At 43.3% G+C, this 16,991-nt stretch carries 16 protein-coding genes; 2 read left to right on the top strand and 14 right to left on the bottom strand.

Features of this window, described 5'->3' with window-relative positions; genetic code table 11:
* Positions 1-45: 45 nt before the first annotated feature.
* The gene (locus B9D94_RS08365) at positions 46-783 is read right to left on the bottom strand and encodes an SDR family NAD(P)-dependent oxidoreductase (RefSeq protein ID WP_006211624.1); all 738 of its coding nucleotides are present in this window, start codon (positions 781-783) and stop codon (positions 46-48) included.
* 202 nt (positions 784-985) lie between these two features.
* Here B9D94_RS08365 and B9D94_RS08360 point away from each other — a divergent pair, with 202 nt between their 5' ends.
* Positions 986-1,588 carry a TetR/AcrR family transcriptional regulator gene (locus B9D94_RS08360; RefSeq protein ID WP_063480181.1) on the top strand — a complete coding sequence of 201 codons (603 nt, stop codon included), beginning with the start codon at positions 986-988 and terminating at the stop codon, positions 1,586-1,588.
* A 67-nt stretch (positions 1,589-1,655) separates the two neighbouring features.
* Here B9D94_RS08360 and B9D94_RS08355 read toward each other — a convergent pair whose 3' ends face one another.
* From B9D94_RS08355 to B9D94_RS08335, 5 genes are all read right to left on the bottom strand, one after another.
* Positions 1,656-2,117, bottom strand: coding sequence for a hypothetical protein (locus B9D94_RS08355; protein WP_006211625.1), 462 nt, complete (start codon positions 2,115-2,117; stop codon positions 1,656-1,658).
* Between the two features lie 129 nt (positions 2,118-2,246).
* Positions 2,247-2,999, bottom strand: a complete 753-nt coding sequence (locus tag B9D94_RS08350) for a GNAT family N-acetyltransferase (RefSeq protein WP_148246803.1) — start codon at positions 2,997-2,999, stop codon at positions 2,247-2,249.
* 80 nt (positions 3,000-3,079) lie between these two features.
* The gene (locus tag B9D94_RS08345) at positions 3,080-3,598 is read right to left on the bottom strand and encodes a DinB family protein (RefSeq protein ID WP_148246802.1); all 519 of its coding nucleotides are present in this window, start codon (positions 3,596-3,598) and stop codon (positions 3,080-3,082) included.
* Positions 3,599-3,879: 281 nt separating this feature from the next.
* The gene (locus B9D94_RS08340; protein ID WP_006211628.1) at positions 3,880-5,061 is read right to left on the bottom strand and encodes an alanyl-tRNA editing protein; all 1,182 of its coding nucleotides are present in this window, start codon (positions 5,059-5,061) and stop codon (positions 3,880-3,882) included.
* Positions 5,062-5,783: 722 nt separating this feature from the next.
* Positions 5,784-6,146: a hypothetical protein gene (locus B9D94_RS08335; RefSeq protein ID WP_063480184.1), complete on the bottom strand. Its 363-nt coding sequence runs from the start codon at positions 6,144-6,146 to the stop codon at positions 5,784-5,786.
* 404 nt (positions 6,147-6,550) lie between these two features.
* Between B9D94_RS08335 and B9D94_RS08330 the strand changes: the two genes are divergently transcribed.
* On the top strand, positions 6,551-7,369 hold the full coding sequence (locus tag B9D94_RS08330; protein ID WP_006211632.1) for a hypothetical protein: 819 nt from the start codon (positions 6,551-6,553) through the stop codon (positions 7,367-7,369).
* Between the two features lie 172 nt (positions 7,370-7,541).
* Here the strand turns inward: B9D94_RS08330 and B9D94_RS08325 are convergent, their stop codons facing one another.
* The 8 genes from B9D94_RS08325 to B9D94_RS08290 all read right to left on the bottom strand — a co-directional run bounded on the left by B9D94_RS08325 (position 7,542) and on the right by B9D94_RS08290 (position 16,748).
* The gene (locus B9D94_RS08325) at positions 7,542-7,982 is read right to left on the bottom strand and encodes a hypothetical protein (RefSeq protein ID WP_148246801.1); all 441 of its coding nucleotides are present in this window, start codon (positions 7,980-7,982) and stop codon (positions 7,542-7,544) included.
* 50 nt (positions 7,983-8,032) lie between these two features.
* A complete protein-coding gene (locus tag B9D94_RS08320) occupies positions 8,033-8,875 on the bottom strand; it encodes an alpha/beta fold macrolide esterase (protein ID WP_148246800.1) in 843 nt (280 codons plus the stop codon).
* 496 nt (positions 8,876-9,371) lie between these two features.
* Positions 9,372-10,463, bottom strand: a complete 1,092-nt coding sequence (locus B9D94_RS08315; RefSeq protein ID WP_148246799.1) for a glycoside hydrolase family 32 protein — start codon at positions 10,461-10,463, stop codon at positions 9,372-9,374.
* A gap of 40 nt (positions 10,464-10,503) precedes the next feature.
* The gene (locus B9D94_RS08310; RefSeq protein WP_148246798.1) at positions 10,504-11,121 is read right to left on the bottom strand and encodes an alpha/beta hydrolase; all 618 of its coding nucleotides are present in this window, start codon (positions 11,119-11,121) and stop codon (positions 10,504-10,506) included.
* A gap of 516 nt (positions 11,122-11,637) precedes the next feature.
* A complete protein-coding gene (locus tag B9D94_RS08305; protein WP_148246797.1) occupies positions 11,638-12,063 on the bottom strand; it encodes an NUDIX hydrolase in 426 nt (141 codons plus the stop codon).
* Positions 12,064-12,103: 40 nt separating this feature from the next.
* A complete protein-coding gene (locus B9D94_RS08300) occupies positions 12,104-12,850 on the bottom strand; it encodes a class I SAM-dependent methyltransferase (protein ID WP_006211639.1) in 747 nt (248 codons plus the stop codon).
* A 61-nt stretch (positions 12,851-12,911) separates the two neighbouring features.
* Positions 12,912-13,034, bottom strand: coding sequence for a hypothetical protein (locus B9D94_RS31750; protein ID WP_268741808.1), 123 nt, complete (start codon positions 13,032-13,034; stop codon positions 12,912-12,914).
* 1,068 nt (positions 13,035-14,102) lie between these two features.
* Complete coding sequence (locus tag B9D94_RS08290; protein WP_253806177.1) at positions 14,103-16,748, bottom strand: adenosylcobalamin-dependent ribonucleoside-diphosphate reductase; 2,646 nt, start codon at positions 16,746-16,748, stop codon at positions 14,103-14,105.
* Between the last annotated feature and the right edge of the window lie 243 nt (positions 16,749-16,991).

Raw genomic sequence — 16,991 nt, 5'->3', positions numbered from 1 at the left:
CTCCCGGTTTGATTTATCCTTCTCTAGGTGTCTGGGTCCCTATCCTTATTTGGCTGTATATCCACCGTCAACCGTCAGGGTATTTCCCGTCATGAAAGAAGAGTCATCCGAAGCCATAAAGAGAACGGCCTTCGCCATTTCCACGGCTTGTCCCAGACGCTTCATCGGCGTGACCGCAGCCAAGGCTTGTTTGCTCTCCTCCGGAATGATCGGTGTATCGATGAACCCGGGGCATAGCGCGTTGATTCGGATATTATGCTCGGCATACTCCAGCGCCAGGGACCGTGTCAAATTGATGACACCGCCTTTAGCGGCATTATAAGCCGCGGAACCTGGAGAGCCGACCCAACCGTACATCGATGCCGTATTAACGATTGTGCCTCCTCCTGCTTTTAACATTTCGCGGATTGCTTCGCGTGCAACCAAGAATACGCCGTCCAAGTCCACGTTTACGGTGTTGCGCCACTCGGAGTACGCCAGATCATGCGAAGAATGAACGCGCCCGATGCCTGCATTGTTAAATACAACATCCACTTTGCCGAAGGCTTCAATACCTTGTTTGAAGATGTTCGCTACTTCTTCTTCACTCGTAATATTCGCTTTCACGAACAGCGCCTCATAATGCAGCGCTTTCAATTCAGCTTCAAACGCCTTGCCTTTTTCCTCATTCAGATCAACCAGCACCACTTTGGCACCTTCTTCAGCGAAGAGGCGTGCAGTCGCTGCACCGATGCCGGATGCACCACCAGTAATTACAGCAACCTTGTTTTGTAATTTGCCCATCTTGGATACCCCCGTAAAATTTATTAAAATAGTACTAACTCACTTCAAATGGAATCAATTTAAGATTTTAAATTTAGTACTATTTTGTCTACAATTTAATTGTACTATTCTGTTCACATTTAACAATCAGTAAGATGTTATGAAGTGTCTATCTAGTCAACACTTACAACAAAACTGTCTTTTTTTAGGGGGCACGCATCTCGTGAATCATGAACAAACCGGAACATCGGAGCGAAAAAATCGTACAAAGGAACATCTAAAATCGGCCTTTATCAAACTTGTAAAAGAAAAGGGATATCATGCCGTAACGGTGAAGGACATCGTGGATAAGGCCGCATATAATCGCAGCACCTTTTATGTGCATTACCAGGATAAAATCGAATTGGCCGAGGATTTACGGGCTTCCATGCTCCGGGGTCTGGAAGAATCGGTGGGCAAACTTTATATACCTGGACACAAAGTATATACGGCAAATCTGGGTACACCCTCCTTCAATATCGTTGCCTACATTTACGAGAATCGTGATTTTTTTGAACTGATTACCTACGAGGATACCTTACCGGGTCTGCACACCGAATTCCCTCAAACGATTCTAAAAATCTACAAGGAACGATTCATATTCGAAACGATTAACAACATCCCGGTTAACATGGATTATTTTAAACAGTATACGGCCTACGGCTTCCACGGACTGGTTCTGAGCTGGATCCGAAACGGTTTCAGGGAATCCCGGGAGGATTTTATTAAAGAGGTCATTGATTTAACCAGGACGCATATTTACTCGGTGGAGTATGTAAGGGAGTAGGTCCCGGGGGCGGACAACATCCCGGCAGGGAATATCCCTCCGGGTTGTTGGTTGATGGAACGAGCCTCTATTGCACTCGAATGTATGTACCTTTATTCTCGATCCATCCAGAAAGACGGTCAAAAACCCTTCGTGTATCCCCATTCATCTGATATTGTTTATGATGACTAATAATGATTCCGGATTCATTGATATCGAAGGAATAGTTACTTATTTCTCCATCCCTGTTCCGATAAAAGATAATCATCATAATTACCCTGTCCGTACTTCCTTTATAATGGTTCAATTCTCGGCTATACGTTACAGCATCTAGGATGTCGATCAACTCATTCGTATTGTCTTGCTCATGAAATGCTATAGAATAATGATTGGATTCACCCTCTGAAATCGATACAAAATCCATCTTCTCAATCTTGTTTGTATGTCTCATAACCTCTTGAATCTTAATGGGATAAACATAATACCAAACTAGTCCAATTCCAATTAATAATACAGCTACACTAAACACAAGAAGGCGTACCTTTTTCATTAAACGCAACCTCCGCATAGACCGAAGCCTCATTGATTCAATGGGGCTAACTAATGCATACCCGAACCAAGTATTCTTTTTATCTTCAGATTGACAGCTAACTTCATTTACTATGTATCGAATTCTTCGTTATCTGTTTGCCCCAGTTTCATAATCCTTGAAGTCAACTCGCCAATCCGTCACGAATGCCGGATAATATCCTACCCGGTAAGCCACTCGTTGTGAGGCAATATGGCTTGAGATGACATCATATGTTGGTACGCAGCCCCGATTTAATATTTCAAAAGTTAAGCTGCTTACAAGATAAGAGGCCAATCCCAAATGGCGGTACTCTGGAAGCACCTCGATTCCAATCTGCCACATCTTGGCACATGCATTACACGCCCCTGCCAAACCAACGACCTTCCCATTTTGCTTGGCAACTACAACCAACACCGTCTGTATGGGCAGATTCGCATCAGATATAATAGCATTTTCCAGTCCCTTAATCCCCATGAAATTCGCAATCTCATTCTTCTCGGCCACTTCATATGAAAAACCGGCTGGTGGCGACACCGGCTTGATTCTCTCCAAATCAGGGAGAAAGTGTAGGTAGAGACCTCTAATGAACGGTGAGGAAAAAATAGCGTCTCTATCTTTGCCATGCATATGCGCTTTGGCAATCTCCAGTCGTTCCGGCGTAGCCGATACCACAATGGACTTACCCATGGACAAAATTTCAAAATAACGCTCTTTCCTCGGATACGGCCTGCGTCCGGGATTTTCTTTGGCGTCAACAAAAATAACGCTGTCTTTTTCTCCGTTCAGTTCGTCAACGGTACAGTTCAAATCGATAGCGAGCTGTGTTTGCACGATATGTAGCATTTCTGTTTGTGTCATCATGGGGATATGTCCTTCCTCGGGGTTAATTATCCCTAACAGGGTTGTTCAATACCTGTCCATTAGTGTATGAAAAATCGATTTCACTTTTCACTGTACCACTTTCTAAGCTGGTTGATATGGGCTTGATGATAGCGGTTATGATCTGCGATATGCCATAATCCCCAGCGGATGGTTGCTTGCTTTTCATTTTCATGACCAAATGTGACGATGTTATCCAGATCAGCATCCGTTAATTGCGTGCATGTTTCCTTCAACCTATTTAGTACATCTTCGTAATTAGACATAAGTGTCTCCAGAGGTATTCCTTTGACCATCGGAAGCCTGTTAATATCATCGATCATGGGCCCATATTTGTCCTTTAATGACTTTGGAAGCGGCTGTCCCTTTATTCTATAAACCCAATTCAGATCAACGTACAGGAGATGTTGGATTAACTGAGCGGTGCTATTATAATGGTTGCTTGGCCCCTTGTAATCTACTTCTTCTTGCAGCATGCCTTCCGATATGGACTTTAGTCGTTGACTATTCTCTTTTACCGCGCCATATAACATCCCCACAATCGTTGACATATTCTCTTCGCCCTGTAAATCGTGAAGCATCCTAACACATCCTTCCTTTAAAAATACTTGGCATCCCTATCCTCTTCTTTAGACACTTCCATAATATCCCTGTTCTTGCAGTTCGTAAATACCCGTGTATATTACGATTAACCGGAATATCTCCGTATCATATATCGAAAAAAAGACCCGCAGCAGGTCATCTCCATGACATCGCTGCAGGTCATCCGCGATAACTCTGCACTATATTAATTAATAAACCGTGAACACAGCCAACCCTGGTTTCGAGCATGCCCTCAGATGAAGCTTTCAACCAAAGCCGCTTACTCCTCTTCAAGCGCCATTAATGACTCCGACGTAAAATGATAGAACGACATGGCATCCTCCGCAGTGGCAAAACCGGCCTGTGCCATCTTATCGCTGCCTCCGCCTTTACCGCCATAATCGGCCAGATGCAACTTGAAAAAAGCTCCGCAAGCAGGTCCCCTCTCTCCTTGGGCGAGAACTACCTTATGGTCTGTTTTGGACACGAAGAGTGCGATAACGTCAGCTTGTTCGGTGAGCTTGGCCGTCAGGTTCTGCATATCCTTCAGCGGCTTGTCCGCAAAAACGTGCTGGATCAGCCTGCCCTGACGATCAGCCAATAGCTTTTCAGCCAAATAAACATCATTCTCAGCCTTCACTGCACTCAATTCAGCCTGGAGCTGCTTCTGTTCCAGATCCCACTTCGCTATCCGGTCCGGAATCTCTTCCTTGGCGGTATTGAACCTGGCCGACAAGCTGCCGAGAATCTCCATTCCAATATTAAATTCCTTTAACGCTCGATATCCACACTTAAAATAAATACGCACGTGCCCCTTCTGCTTCTCCGCTCTAAGCAGCTTGATCATTCCGATCTCACCCGTTGCGGAGACATGTGTGCCGCCGCAAGCGTTATATTCGATACCTTCGATTTCAACGATCCGGATATCATCGGTTACCTTCGGCTGCTTCACCAGTGGCAGAACAGCAGCCTGCTCCCGGCTCACAAAATAATTCGATACCTTTCGATTCAGGTAAATCTGATCATTGATCTCCAGCTCCAGCATCATCAGCTCAGCCTGAGACAGACCCGATCGCGCGACATCAATAGTCGCGTAATCCTGACCCAGATGGAAGCTGAGCGTCTCGGCTTGGAATGCCTCCAGGCACATGGCTGACAGCAGATGCTGGCCGCTGTGATGCTGCATATGGTCGAACCTTCGGTCCCAGTCCAAATGGCAGCCAACCTCTTCCTTTTCCGGAAAAAACTCGACTTTATGCAGAATCGCTCCCTCTTCTAGAACGACATCAAGAACCGGAATTTTATCGATCCACCCCAGGTCGCAGGGCTGCCCCCCGCCATGGGGATAAAAGGCGGTCTCCTCCAATACCAGATAGATGCCGTCCTCCCGTTCCAACTTCTGCGTGATTCTTGTTTCCCACTCCCTAACATAAGCGGACTCGTAATACAGCTTCTTCGTCATCTTCATTTCCTCACAGTTCCCAAGTTTAAAAATCACTAAGTATAAGCTTACTATAAAACGGTCCCCAAGCGCCAAGCCTCCTGATACTTATCTAATCCAGCATAAATGTAATTTTAATTCCATTTGTGCTTTCTTTAGATATTGATCTCTTCCCAATTAAATACAACGTAAACAGATGAAAGAACTACAATTATCATATAAATCGTATTGATTATGTAATTTGATGTTGAGGCCCTTAATTTGTCATGATAAATTGTTCCATCGATTTCCCCATTGGTATATCTCAATCTCAAATGTATACATGCCTTCATCAAAATAAAAAATTCATAGAATCCAAAAATCCCCCAAAAAGTACTGCACCATAATAAAACCGCAAATAATGTGGAGGTTAATATTTTCACACCTATATCGGTCGCATAAATAAAACATAATTTCATTATTACGGCTAGTATAAATATTATTATCCCTATAACACTAAAAAATGGAGGACGTATTAATCTTATGTATAGTCGTATCATTTCAATTCACCCTTAATGACCCATTGCAGTTTACGTTTTTATGTCTGAGAACCTCCCTTCCTAAGGAAGGGAGCGAAAGCGCTGCTACAAGTCTAATGTATTTTCGAAAAAACATTTCATTTCTATAGCCTTGCAACATAGTATTTACACATTGTTATCTGATGTTTATACCATCTTTGAAATGAGTTAGCGTTCTTCGTCAGCTCAATTGTTTAAAGTAATTCCCAACCTGCTCATTAATTTTCTAGATAAATTCGATGCTTCTACTCTGTCTTTTGCAGGTGCCGTTATCATAAGTCCGTCAGATGAAGACCAGGTTTGAGAATCTCCATCTATAAAAACAGTTATCGTAAATTGAGTGAAGTCATCATTTATATATATCCCGCCATAAGTATAAATATCAGGCACTACTCTACCTTTCTCATCTATGACACGAAATCCGGAAAATATGGTGCTAAAATTATCACCCTGATACTGTAATATCAGTTCAGTTCGATATTGCGGGAGATGAGGAATTTTCATTCCCTCAAAGTTAATTACACCGTTAAAGTTTTTTTTACCATTCATACGTTTTGCAGCTTCCCCTCGAAATGCAATTTCACATTCTCGATCACCTCTTCTTTGTCTAATTGATAATAAACGCCATCTAAAGTAGCTGTATATTGTCTAGGTGTGAGGTACCAAATTAAGAATATTCCTAGAGCTATTACAATTGCTATTAAAATTTTAGTCTTCATGTTTTTATCATCATTTTCTGAAAAAATGAAAACTTCTTTAGAAAAATTGTCATCTTCAATTGCTCCCCTCTTAGATTACCGAAATCCCATTAAAGTACCAAACCCATCCGCCAGAATAAAAGCAAGAATGAAAACGTGTACGGTTATCCATATTTTTCATAATATTTATATGATGAACAGCCGATAATAGTTGTAAAGAAATATTTACCATTACATTATAGAGGAAGTGTTTACATGGCTCAAATCTCAAGTATTTCAAGCAGATCACAATCTACACCGCCTGTAAAATCCAGAGCAAATATCATGTCACCCATTGACCGGGAGATTGAGCAGCTAATCAATCAAAAAGGAATGATTAATGAAAAAATCGCTAGTGTTAGATCCGACGAAAAACTGGACTCTAAACAAAAAGATGAAAGAATTAAACTGTTAACCGTGGACATGCAATTACTTGAATCTCAAATTATGCAGAAAAGAATGGAGAAGACTGAGGATACTAAAAATAAAAACAGTGCTTCTTCTCAAAAGGAAGATTCAATTAAAAAAACCGAAACGGATACAGGTAAACAAGATCTATCCGGCATACCGATGGAAAAGTTTTTACAAGCCAGCAATTTACATGACCAATTGACCAAAATGGCAAGTGTGCGTAGATCACTGAAAGTGGAATCTGACACCCTTAGGCAGGAAGTAAGAAAGGGAAGAGAGCTTCTTGGAGGTGAGAATGAACCCGGCGACCCAGGCAAATCGGAAATGAGAATGAACTTGGAATTGACAGTTAATAAATCCAAAACCGAAGACGCATTAAACATCGAGAGGAAAATTACTGAATTGGATCGTAAAATCAGTGAAAAGATCGAAGACACTAGAGAGGATATTCAGAACGATGATAAGAAAATCGTCACCGGAGAGGTTGATAACCAGGAGGATCTACCGGTATCTAATCAACCTGTACACACTGCCGATAGGCTAGGGCAGAATCAGGATACTGACAAGAACAAGAATAATAACCTGCAAGAACAACGTAATATGGGTATTGACATTCGCGTTTAGAAAAAAACTATGCTTCACAATTTACATAAGTACTTTCTTCTGTGAAAAAACCCACCTCTGGCCTCGACCTTTGGGTGGGTTTCTTACTTCCTCTTGTTGACTATTGTTATATATCACCTTTGTTTTATATGCGTATAAGACTTGTTATAAAATACTGAATCATTTTAATTTTTCATGACATTTTAATTCCTTTTATTCCTCTAATTTTCTCAATTTCATTTTCATCTTCAGTCATAATAACACCTATTTGTTCATGTGCTACAGTAGCCAACCATTCTTTCCCGTTCTTAAAAAAGCATATGTCTTCAAGCAATTCTGGCTGAAGCCATTGATATAAGTGTTCAGTTTTCCTTATCAGCACTTCTTTCAATTCTTGATTGCAATTAAAATAATAAACATCCGCATAGTGTCCAAGTAAAGTTGTCCCTGGCCATGCATCCTGCCTTCTTATTTCTTTTATGTGCGGCTTTATCTCTTCAATCCATTGTTTAGCGTTTTTGTTTAAATCAAGTTGGTCCCTTTTAACTAACAGAAACTCGTCACATGTGCTAAACGCTACCTCTAACAAGTCTTTGTATGTTGTCCCTTTTGGCTCTTCAAGTAATTCTTTCATAATATAGGCTCCCTTCCGCTCAATGGTTGCTATCGTACCCGTCAGTTGAACTATTCAGAAATTGAAGTGTGCTTTGAGATCGAATCGATGACTAAACCCCAGTCATCATAATGAAGCTCATGTCCAGTCCCCTCCAATGTTAGTAAAACCGCACCAGGAATCTCGTTAGCAAGATTTTCACCATGTTCATAAGGAATTATGGGATCTTCCGTACCGTGTATAACCAGAGTGGGTACATTTATTGCACTCGTCCTAGCCAAGTACGATTCGCCACCTGCTATTAAGCCATGATTACTCATGCTCGCGATATTATTACTTCTTGCAAATTCTCGTTTAGCCAAAATGCCAACTTTATTCTCATCGAAAAGATGCTTTGAACCTGCTAGAATTCTCGATCTCTCCACAGCAAATTCCGTTACCGAATGTTCGTTGGACCAATCGATAACCCCCATTTTCGAGAAAAAGTCCATTATCTTTTTCTCCATCGGGGGAAGATGTGGAGCAAAATTGGACGTGGATAGGAGGGTAATCGTTAGAACTCTCTCCGGATGACGCAGAGCTATCATTTGAGTCAACATGCCGCCCATCGACATGCCTAAGATATGCGCTTTCTCCATTTTATAAGCATCCAACACACGAATAGCATCATCTGCCATGTCTTCGAAAGTATAATCGGGTTGACCAGGTTCGTAAGTTGTTGTGCGTCCAACATCGCGATTATCATAACGAATGATAAAACGCCCTGTATCAGATAGACGCTGGCAGAATTCTTCTTCCCACCAAATCATGGAGGATTGGGCACCCATAATCAGCAAAATGGCCGGGTTAACGGGGTCTCCAAAACTGTCTGTACATATATTAATTCCATCTGCATTTATGAATCGTTCGTTCATGTGAATTCCTACCTCCAATGTTTATACAAAATAGAAAAACACAGGCTATATCGGCCTGTGCATACTGTAATCGAAAAAGAATTTGAAAATGAACAAATAAGATAATCACCCTATGATAGACTCGCAGTCCAGTCACCAGATAGATCCTTAAAGGGTTCATTACATTTTCTTCAAGTCCAGTCAACGCGATAGGAGAGTAAAATCCCCCGTCTCTAATCGCATATAACTAAATTAGGTTACCGTGAAGGCAAACCATTCTTCGATTACTTTGCACACAAAATAGCCTTAAACCACTATCCAATTCATTGTGCGAAGAATATCGAGAATTAGTTTGCCACACGTAACCCCTCCGTTCATATCAGATACAGCAATGCTAACATACGATGAATTTCCATGTCAATACTTGGGGATTTTGTTCAAGCTAACATAAAAGGTAAGCCCTCAGTTTAAATAGATTGTTAGATAAAGTGCTTATCACACATTTTCCTCGGCTTATTTATTTTGCATACCAGTAGGTAAACACGGCCTCTCCTTTGTTAACAAACACCTCAATGGTTTTTGTGTCACGCAGCACCTTGATAGAGTTTATTGCACCGCCGTATTCTACAGGGAAGGTAATATTGTTTGCTTTGATCCAAACTTTATCGTTCTCGACAACAACCAGTTCATCAGAATTGTTTAGCAACTCTTGTGCTTCGGCTACAGGGTAGGCGAGCAATTTACCGTCCTTCATGCTTAGCTCGCATGGAATCGTCAATGCCCCAGCATAATCGGCTCCCCCGTTTAGTTTCTCATCCTTGTTGAATAACCAGCCGATAATGATCCTGCGGCCTTTAGGATCCAGAAAAGTCTGTGGTGCATAATAGTGCGGCCCAATATGAGGCGTATGCAATGAAAAATCAGTCAACTGCTTTCCGTCAAAATTACCATAAGCAAACATCGTCGCACGGGTGTCACGGTTTATTTGTGAGAACATCAGCAGATTCTTTCCTTCAAAAGGGAAGAAGTCAGGGCATTCCAAGACGCCTCCATATTCAGAGCCTTCAAACAAGACTCCTACATAGTCCCAATCCAGCAGATTTTGTGATTGATAAAGAAGTATTTTACCAATGCCCTCCTTGCCTGACGCGATTACCATATAGTAAACTCCGTCCATGAAGGTGACCTTGGGATCACGGAAATCAGCACTCGCTTCTGGAGGAAACTCCCTGATAACAGGATTACCACTGTACTTCTCAAAGTGTATTCCGTCATGGCTAATTGCAACCGATTGTGTCTGACCGTGCACATCTGATACCGAGGTATAGATGAGATAAAGGATGTCGTCCTTGACGACAGCACAGCCGGAAAAGCACCCACCCTGCTCACTGTCTTCGTATTCCTGGTCAGGGTAAAGAGCTATCGATAATTCTTCCCAATGAACAAGGTCATCGCTAACAGCGTGCCCCCAGTGCATCTGACCCCAACGGGGAGCAAATGGATAATGCTGAAAGAAAGCGTGGTATCGCCCTTTAAAGAAGACTAGACCATTGGGGTCGTTGATCCAACCGGTTTTCGGCTCGAAATGATATTTAAGACGTTCTGGCAATTTATATCAGCTCCTTATTGATATTGTCTTACTAATGGGATTACTTATTTGGAAAATTCACATATATCTTTACAAGTTTACTTAGAATCTCAATACTTTCCTCAACACTAGGGGCCTCTAAAGAATGACTTGCATTCGGAATTTCAATTACCTCTCTGACTTTGTCTATGTTAATTTGGTTGGCAAGCTCATGATTGAACACTTCATCCTTTGTTCCATAAACCACAAGGCCATTAAACTTGTTAACATAGTGAATGGTGTCTTTAATTGGTGTCAAGAACAGATGTTTTACTGGGATTTCAAGTTGTTCATGCACTTCCCCAGCAACTATTGTTCCAATGCTCTTACTGATAAAAACAACTTGATTATACTTGCTAATGATTTGTTGAACCGATTCATAGCTATCTTCTATGACTCTTTGCAGCTCATTCATATCCAAATCCGTTCTCGCTGCTTGATATCCATATTCAAGTACCAATAAATCGAAACCACTTTGGATTGAGGAAGTTCCAGCAAAATGCAGACATGGCTTATCACAAGGATAGTTTTTTCCGGGAAACAGAACAACGAGTTTATTGTTTTCCTCATATAGCTGATAATACTTTTGTTTCATGTCCGTTTTCCAGAACGAGGGTATCGTTAAAATCTCAAATTTCATTGCCTTTCATCCTTTCCGCTTCAGGTGATTTGGATTTCGATACACTATTTGATTACGCTGAATGGTTTATCAGAATTTGCTTTTTTGCCTTCGACTATTACTTTGATTATGTAATAAGCAATATTTAATGTTATTCCAAAAAGGATTAATAGCATTGGGTGACAAAAATGACTGAACACCTCGGAATCTGTATGTATCCTAAAAGATAAATTATTAAATTCAACATCATTAATAACAAAACCCTCGTATTGCATAAGTTTAAAATCGCTCGTAATATTACGAACAAAGTTGTAAGTCATATTCAAAAGATTAAGAAATATTATAAAATTTAGAGTGATCATATATGTGCTTAAGGCACTGATTTTAATTTTCATAACTAACTCCTTTATGTTACACAGCTGTTCGTTGATTTCCATAGGTTTAGAAAAGCCCCCTGATTTAGACTGCGCAAGGGGCTGCTGAACTTGTAACAAGTCAGTCGGGACTCTATATTTAGTGACACTTCCTGTGATCCTTTCAAATATTCATCTTGTCGTTAAACTCGATGCAAAAAGGCTGTACCTCTGCTCTTAGACAATACTCAATTCTCTTCTTGAAATCTTTCCATGTAATCATCGCTAACGCTTCATCAATCGGAAAAAATCCCGTTTCCAAGCTTTCAGATGATGGTGTCAATTCTCCGCCTATTGGTTTTGCGAGAAATAGGGTATTGCAAATTGAATTTCCAACGTTCTGAAATATCCCACAAAATCTGATGATCTCAATATCAATTCCTGACTCTTCTTTGGTTTCTCGGATTGCGGCTTTACTCAATGATTCTCCCTCTTCAACTTGACCCCCAGGCATCTCCCAACCTCTTCTTGGTCCCTTAATAAGTAATATCTCATTGTTATCATTTATTACAATTGCTGCTGCAGAAACAATATGTTTCGGAGGGCTCATCTGTATTCTCCTTTCCCCTATTCACACGACGGGCGAAGTTTTAAAGTTTTCTCGCTTTAATAACGAAGGTTACAGGAAACATCTTGGCTCTTTTGACAAAATCGTTATTTTCATCGTGTAGTTGTGTGATTTCATTCTCGGTTTCTTCAACCATTTGTTCAATAACAAACCCTGATTTTGCCAACGCATTTATATAGGTTGATAGTTTGCGATCTGATAAAGTTAGCACGCCTTGACAAAAATCAGGAGATACCGAATACCAAGATTCATCGAAATAACTTTTGTTAAACGAAAATGTATTGTTTTCTTCAACAACACATTTGTGTATCGGATGAGACCAACTGAAAATAAATATGCCGTCTTTTTTTAAATAAGAAGCGATCCGTCGAAAAGTACCTTCAAGGTCGGTTGTCCATCCTATGGCATAAATCGAATAAACATAGTCAAAATAATCCACAGGGATGCTACATTCTTCTTCCATCGGAGAACAGATCCATTTTGCTGAAAGCCCGCACGCCGTCAAGTGTTGTTTTGCCTTTTCAATTTGTTTTTCTGATATGTCGATCCCCCATAGTTCAGATGCATGACGCTCCCCTTGATATTGCAAAGATTGTCCATTTCCACAGCCTATTTCTAACATCTTTTTCCCTGAGACATCGCCAAAAAGTTGGCATTTTTCTTCCGTGATGAATGCTCCATAAAAAGGAAGCACAATTGCTCTTAAGTGGTCATTTCCTTTGGTATTCCAATAAGAGCTGTTTGTTTCATAAACACTATGGATGTTCATGCTGATGACCCCCTCTTATACAAATTTGGTTACCTGAACTACCTTTTTCCTGATTATACCATCAAAGCCCTATCTTCTTTCCCATCAGTTCCGATACCTCAAAAATGATGTCCTCCATATTTTTATTTGCATTAATGATCAGATCAGCGTTTGCTTTCACTTTCTTTCCGACTTTCATATACATGTCTTTTACTCCTTGATATAAGTAATCATATAAAAAATGATCCAGCATGTTCACTAGAACTTCTGAATCATTCCTTAACCGTGTATCCTTCTACTCAAAGCTGACACTACGGTGCTTTTGCCTGCTCCCAAGTAACCGCTTACTGCAATAACCATAGTTTTCATTTTCCCGATTCACGGCGCCGAGAGTCTTAAGGTCGCGTTGCGACCAGGTCAGACAGGACTTAGCCACGCAGGTATGTCCGGCTGATTCCACTTCCTTAAAAAAACTCTGGTGGGCCGGGGGAGACGAATGCCACCCGAAGCGTGACCTTTTGTTGGGCTCGCTCAAACTCCGTTTAGGAACCGATCCTTTTTCAATTTAAAAAATAAAACGGCCAATCGATGGGGCTTGGCCGTTTGGATCTCTATGAATTTATTATTAATAGACTTGGTTTAAACTAACAGGTCCCAGACTACCATAAGACCCTTGGAACTGTCCTTTGAGTACATAAGTTCCGGGACTAAGATACCCTACTGAATACTCGACAGGACTTGGTGAGGTTGGCCCGATATTCACGGTTGTCGTGAAGACTGTACTAAGTTGACCGGCTGGTCCTTTGGAATATAGCGTTAGCTCAACGGTTTCATTCGTAGAGCTCCATAGGCCAACACTTAATTTATGTTGAGCTGGTTGGTAAACTGTCAAATCATGCGATGTTGCAGTATACGCAGCAAATGCGCTAGTAGAGAAAGAGAAACATGCTATTAACAAGATCAATACTACTTTCTTCATTCATTCACCTCCCTTCTTTCCTTCTTGATTTAGAACGTCAGTAGAGAAATTATGTAATGGTCATATCATAAGTAATATTTTAACTATTATATCAAAATAAAGATTTTATGCATATATATTAAATTTTCCGAATAATAAATGTTGGGTGTTAATGGTACGGTTAATCTATTGCAAAAAACACCAATTCCATCTGCATGGCAGAGGAACTGGTGCTTCCAGCTTTTAAATATTCGATTCGGGTGCAGATTCTATTCTACCGTAGTCTTCAAAATGATTTTAAGTCTTGGCAATCCCTCAAGAACACTTACTGTACCCGCAGTTACCGCACGTCTTGCATCCCTCAATGTTAATCAAGGATGCACCGCCGCAGGATGGGCACAGATCGAGCGACATGGAGCCGCCGCCTGCCTGCGAGCCGTGGCCGCCATACCCTGCGGCTGCCGTTGCACCAGCCTCGCCTGCATCGACAGGCGCCATCGTGGCTGCAACCGGTGCCGGATCATGGTCATGATCCGCCTCCGCGTTGTTCGCCACGTGCGTTTCCAGCGCCTTCGCTACGGCGTCGGCAATGGATTCCACGCGGTTCGCACCGAAGCCGATCGCGCCGGTGCCGCCAATGCCCTTGAGGTGCTTGATCAGCAGCTCCACCTTATTGCCGTGGTCCCCGTACCGGAGGAACAGGGAGCAGACCCGGCCCAAGGCTTCCGCCATCGCGAATACATCCGAGCCGGCCTTGCCGACATTCAGGAAGATTTCGCTGGGAATGCCGTCCAGATCATTGATCGTAATGTACGCCATGCCAAACGGCGTATTCATCTTATAGGTAGCTCCGCGCAGGACTTGCGGGCGCTTCTTGTATTGTTTATCCAGCCCGCTCTTGCTTGTGGATGCTGTCACTGCTACGCTTGCACCCGCTTGCTCCACGCTCGCCGCATCCTCTGCCGCTTGCCCTGCCGCGCTTTGCTCCAAGGCCGTTTCCGCCGAAGGGGCGGTCACTGCTTCGGCTGCTTTATCTTCTTTTTTCTCCGTCTGCAGCACCTGCACATCGCGGCTGCCGTCACGGTAGATCGTTACGCCTTTGCATCCCAGATCGAATGCCAGCTCATACAGGCGCTTCGTATCTTCAACCGTGAAGTCAGCCGGACAGTTGGCCGTCTTCGAGATGGAGCTGTCCACCCAGCGCTGAATCGCCGCCTGCACGCGGATATGGTCCTCGGCGGAGAGTGTCATCGCCGTGACGTAATAATCCGGCAGCTCCTCGCCCGGATGACTGTCCAGCCAGTCCTGGGCAATCGGCACGAACTGCTCGTCGAAGCCAAGACGGCTTTGACGGAAGTATTTGAAGGCAAAGTACGGCTCGATGCCCGTCGACGTTCCAACCATCGTACCCGTGCTGCCCGTCGGCGCTTGGGTAATCACGGTCACGTTGCGCGCGCCCTTTTCACGCACCGCATCCGCCACTTCTGGATACACTTCAGCCATATTTTTCATGAAGCCGCTTTGCAGGTACAGCTCGGCATCGAATGCCTGGAACGAACCCTTCTCTTCGGCAATATCGGCGGAAGCCAGATACGCCTCGCGTGCGATGAAGCCGTACAGCTTATCCAGGAATTCCAGTGATTCCGGGCTGCCGTAACGGATATTCAGCTTGATCATCAGCTCGGCCAGACCCATCGTTCCAAGGCCCACGCGGCGCTCTTTTTTCTGGTTCAATTCATTCTCTTCAAAATGGTACGGCGTCCGGTCAATGACATTATCCAGGAAGCGCACGGAGTAACGCGTCGTGGTAGCCAGCTCTTCCCAAGCGACGTCATGATTCGCTTCATCATAGAACTTCGACAGGTTCATCGCCGACAGGTTGCATACGCCCCAGCCAGGAAGTCCCTGCTCACCGCAAGGATTCGTGCAGATAATCGGGTTGAAATACCAGCTGTTGGACATCTGGTTGTAGTATTCCATGAAGACAACACCCGGCTCCGCGGATTTCCATGCAGATTCGATAATCGTATGCCATACCTCGCGTGCCCTTACCGTTTTATATGGAATAACGCTATGTCCGGCATTCTTCCATTTCTCCAGGTCACCGTCCCACAACTCATCATAATCGGGATCGGTGGTATCCGGGAACACGAGCTCCCAGTCCAGATCCTCCTTCACGGCTTTCATGAAATCATTGCTGACGCATACTGACAGGTTTGCATTTGTAACTTGTCCCATCGTCTGCTTCACCGTAATGAAATCCTCCACGTCCGGGTGCCAATCGTTAATCATTAGCATGAGCGCGCCCCGGCGGCTTCCGCCCTGCTCGATCAGGCCTGTCGTATAACTGAACAATCCGCCCCACGATACCGCACCGCTGGAGGAACCGTTCACACCTCTCACAATCGCCCGCCGAGGACGCAGGGAGGACAAATTGATGCCGACACCGCCGCCGCGCGCCATAATCTCGGTCATTTCGGACAGAGTTTCCATAATCCCGCCCCGACTGTCCTTCGGCGAAGGAATCACGTAACAGTTGAACAGCGTCAATTCATCGCTTGCACCCGCACCAGCCGCAATCCGACCGCCCGGCACCAGCTTCCAATCATCCAGAATCTCGCGGAATTTCCCGCGCCACTCCTCCTGCAGTTCCGGCGTTGCTTCCACCGATGACATAGCAGCTGCGAGTCGATCCCACATTTCTTCCGGCGTTTTCTCGATGGTTAACGTCAGCTTCTCCACATCCGATTCCACAAGCTCGCCCTTCCGTGTCTTCACCGTGACCTTGCGGCCTTCGCGCTTCACGATTTCGCCAACTTCCTTAGTCGGAAATTTAGGATCATCCTTCGTCAGAACAAGCACCACATCGCCGACCTTCGCGTTGTTGGTGTCCGCATCCTTCCAGGCATACCGGTCCAAAAAGATCTTCTCGCTTAAACCTTCCAGCCGCTGATTCTGCATCGTAGTCAAGAGCAACTACCTCCTATATAAGTTATAAAATCAAAAAGATTCCCAAGTGTATGCGCTCACCAACAACATAACCTGTTATGTAGCCGGTCAAACATCCGAAACCACTATATACACTATATATAGTGCTATTTATTCATTATACTACACTATATATAGGTTAACTATGCCGATAATGTGAAAATTAAGCCGACTGTTCCAAGCTCCCGCTCGCAAGCTTCTGCTTTCTTCCTCTCG

Origin of the sequence: Paenibacillus sp. Cedars, from assembly GCF_003184205.1 — a bacterium.
Taxonomy (GTDB): Bacteria; Bacillota; Bacilli; order Paenibacillales; family Paenibacillaceae; genus Paenibacillus_AQ; species Paenibacillus_AQ glucanolyticus.
Note: the sequence above shows the minus strand (reverse complement) of the source record. Positions and strands in the feature narration are given on the sequence as shown.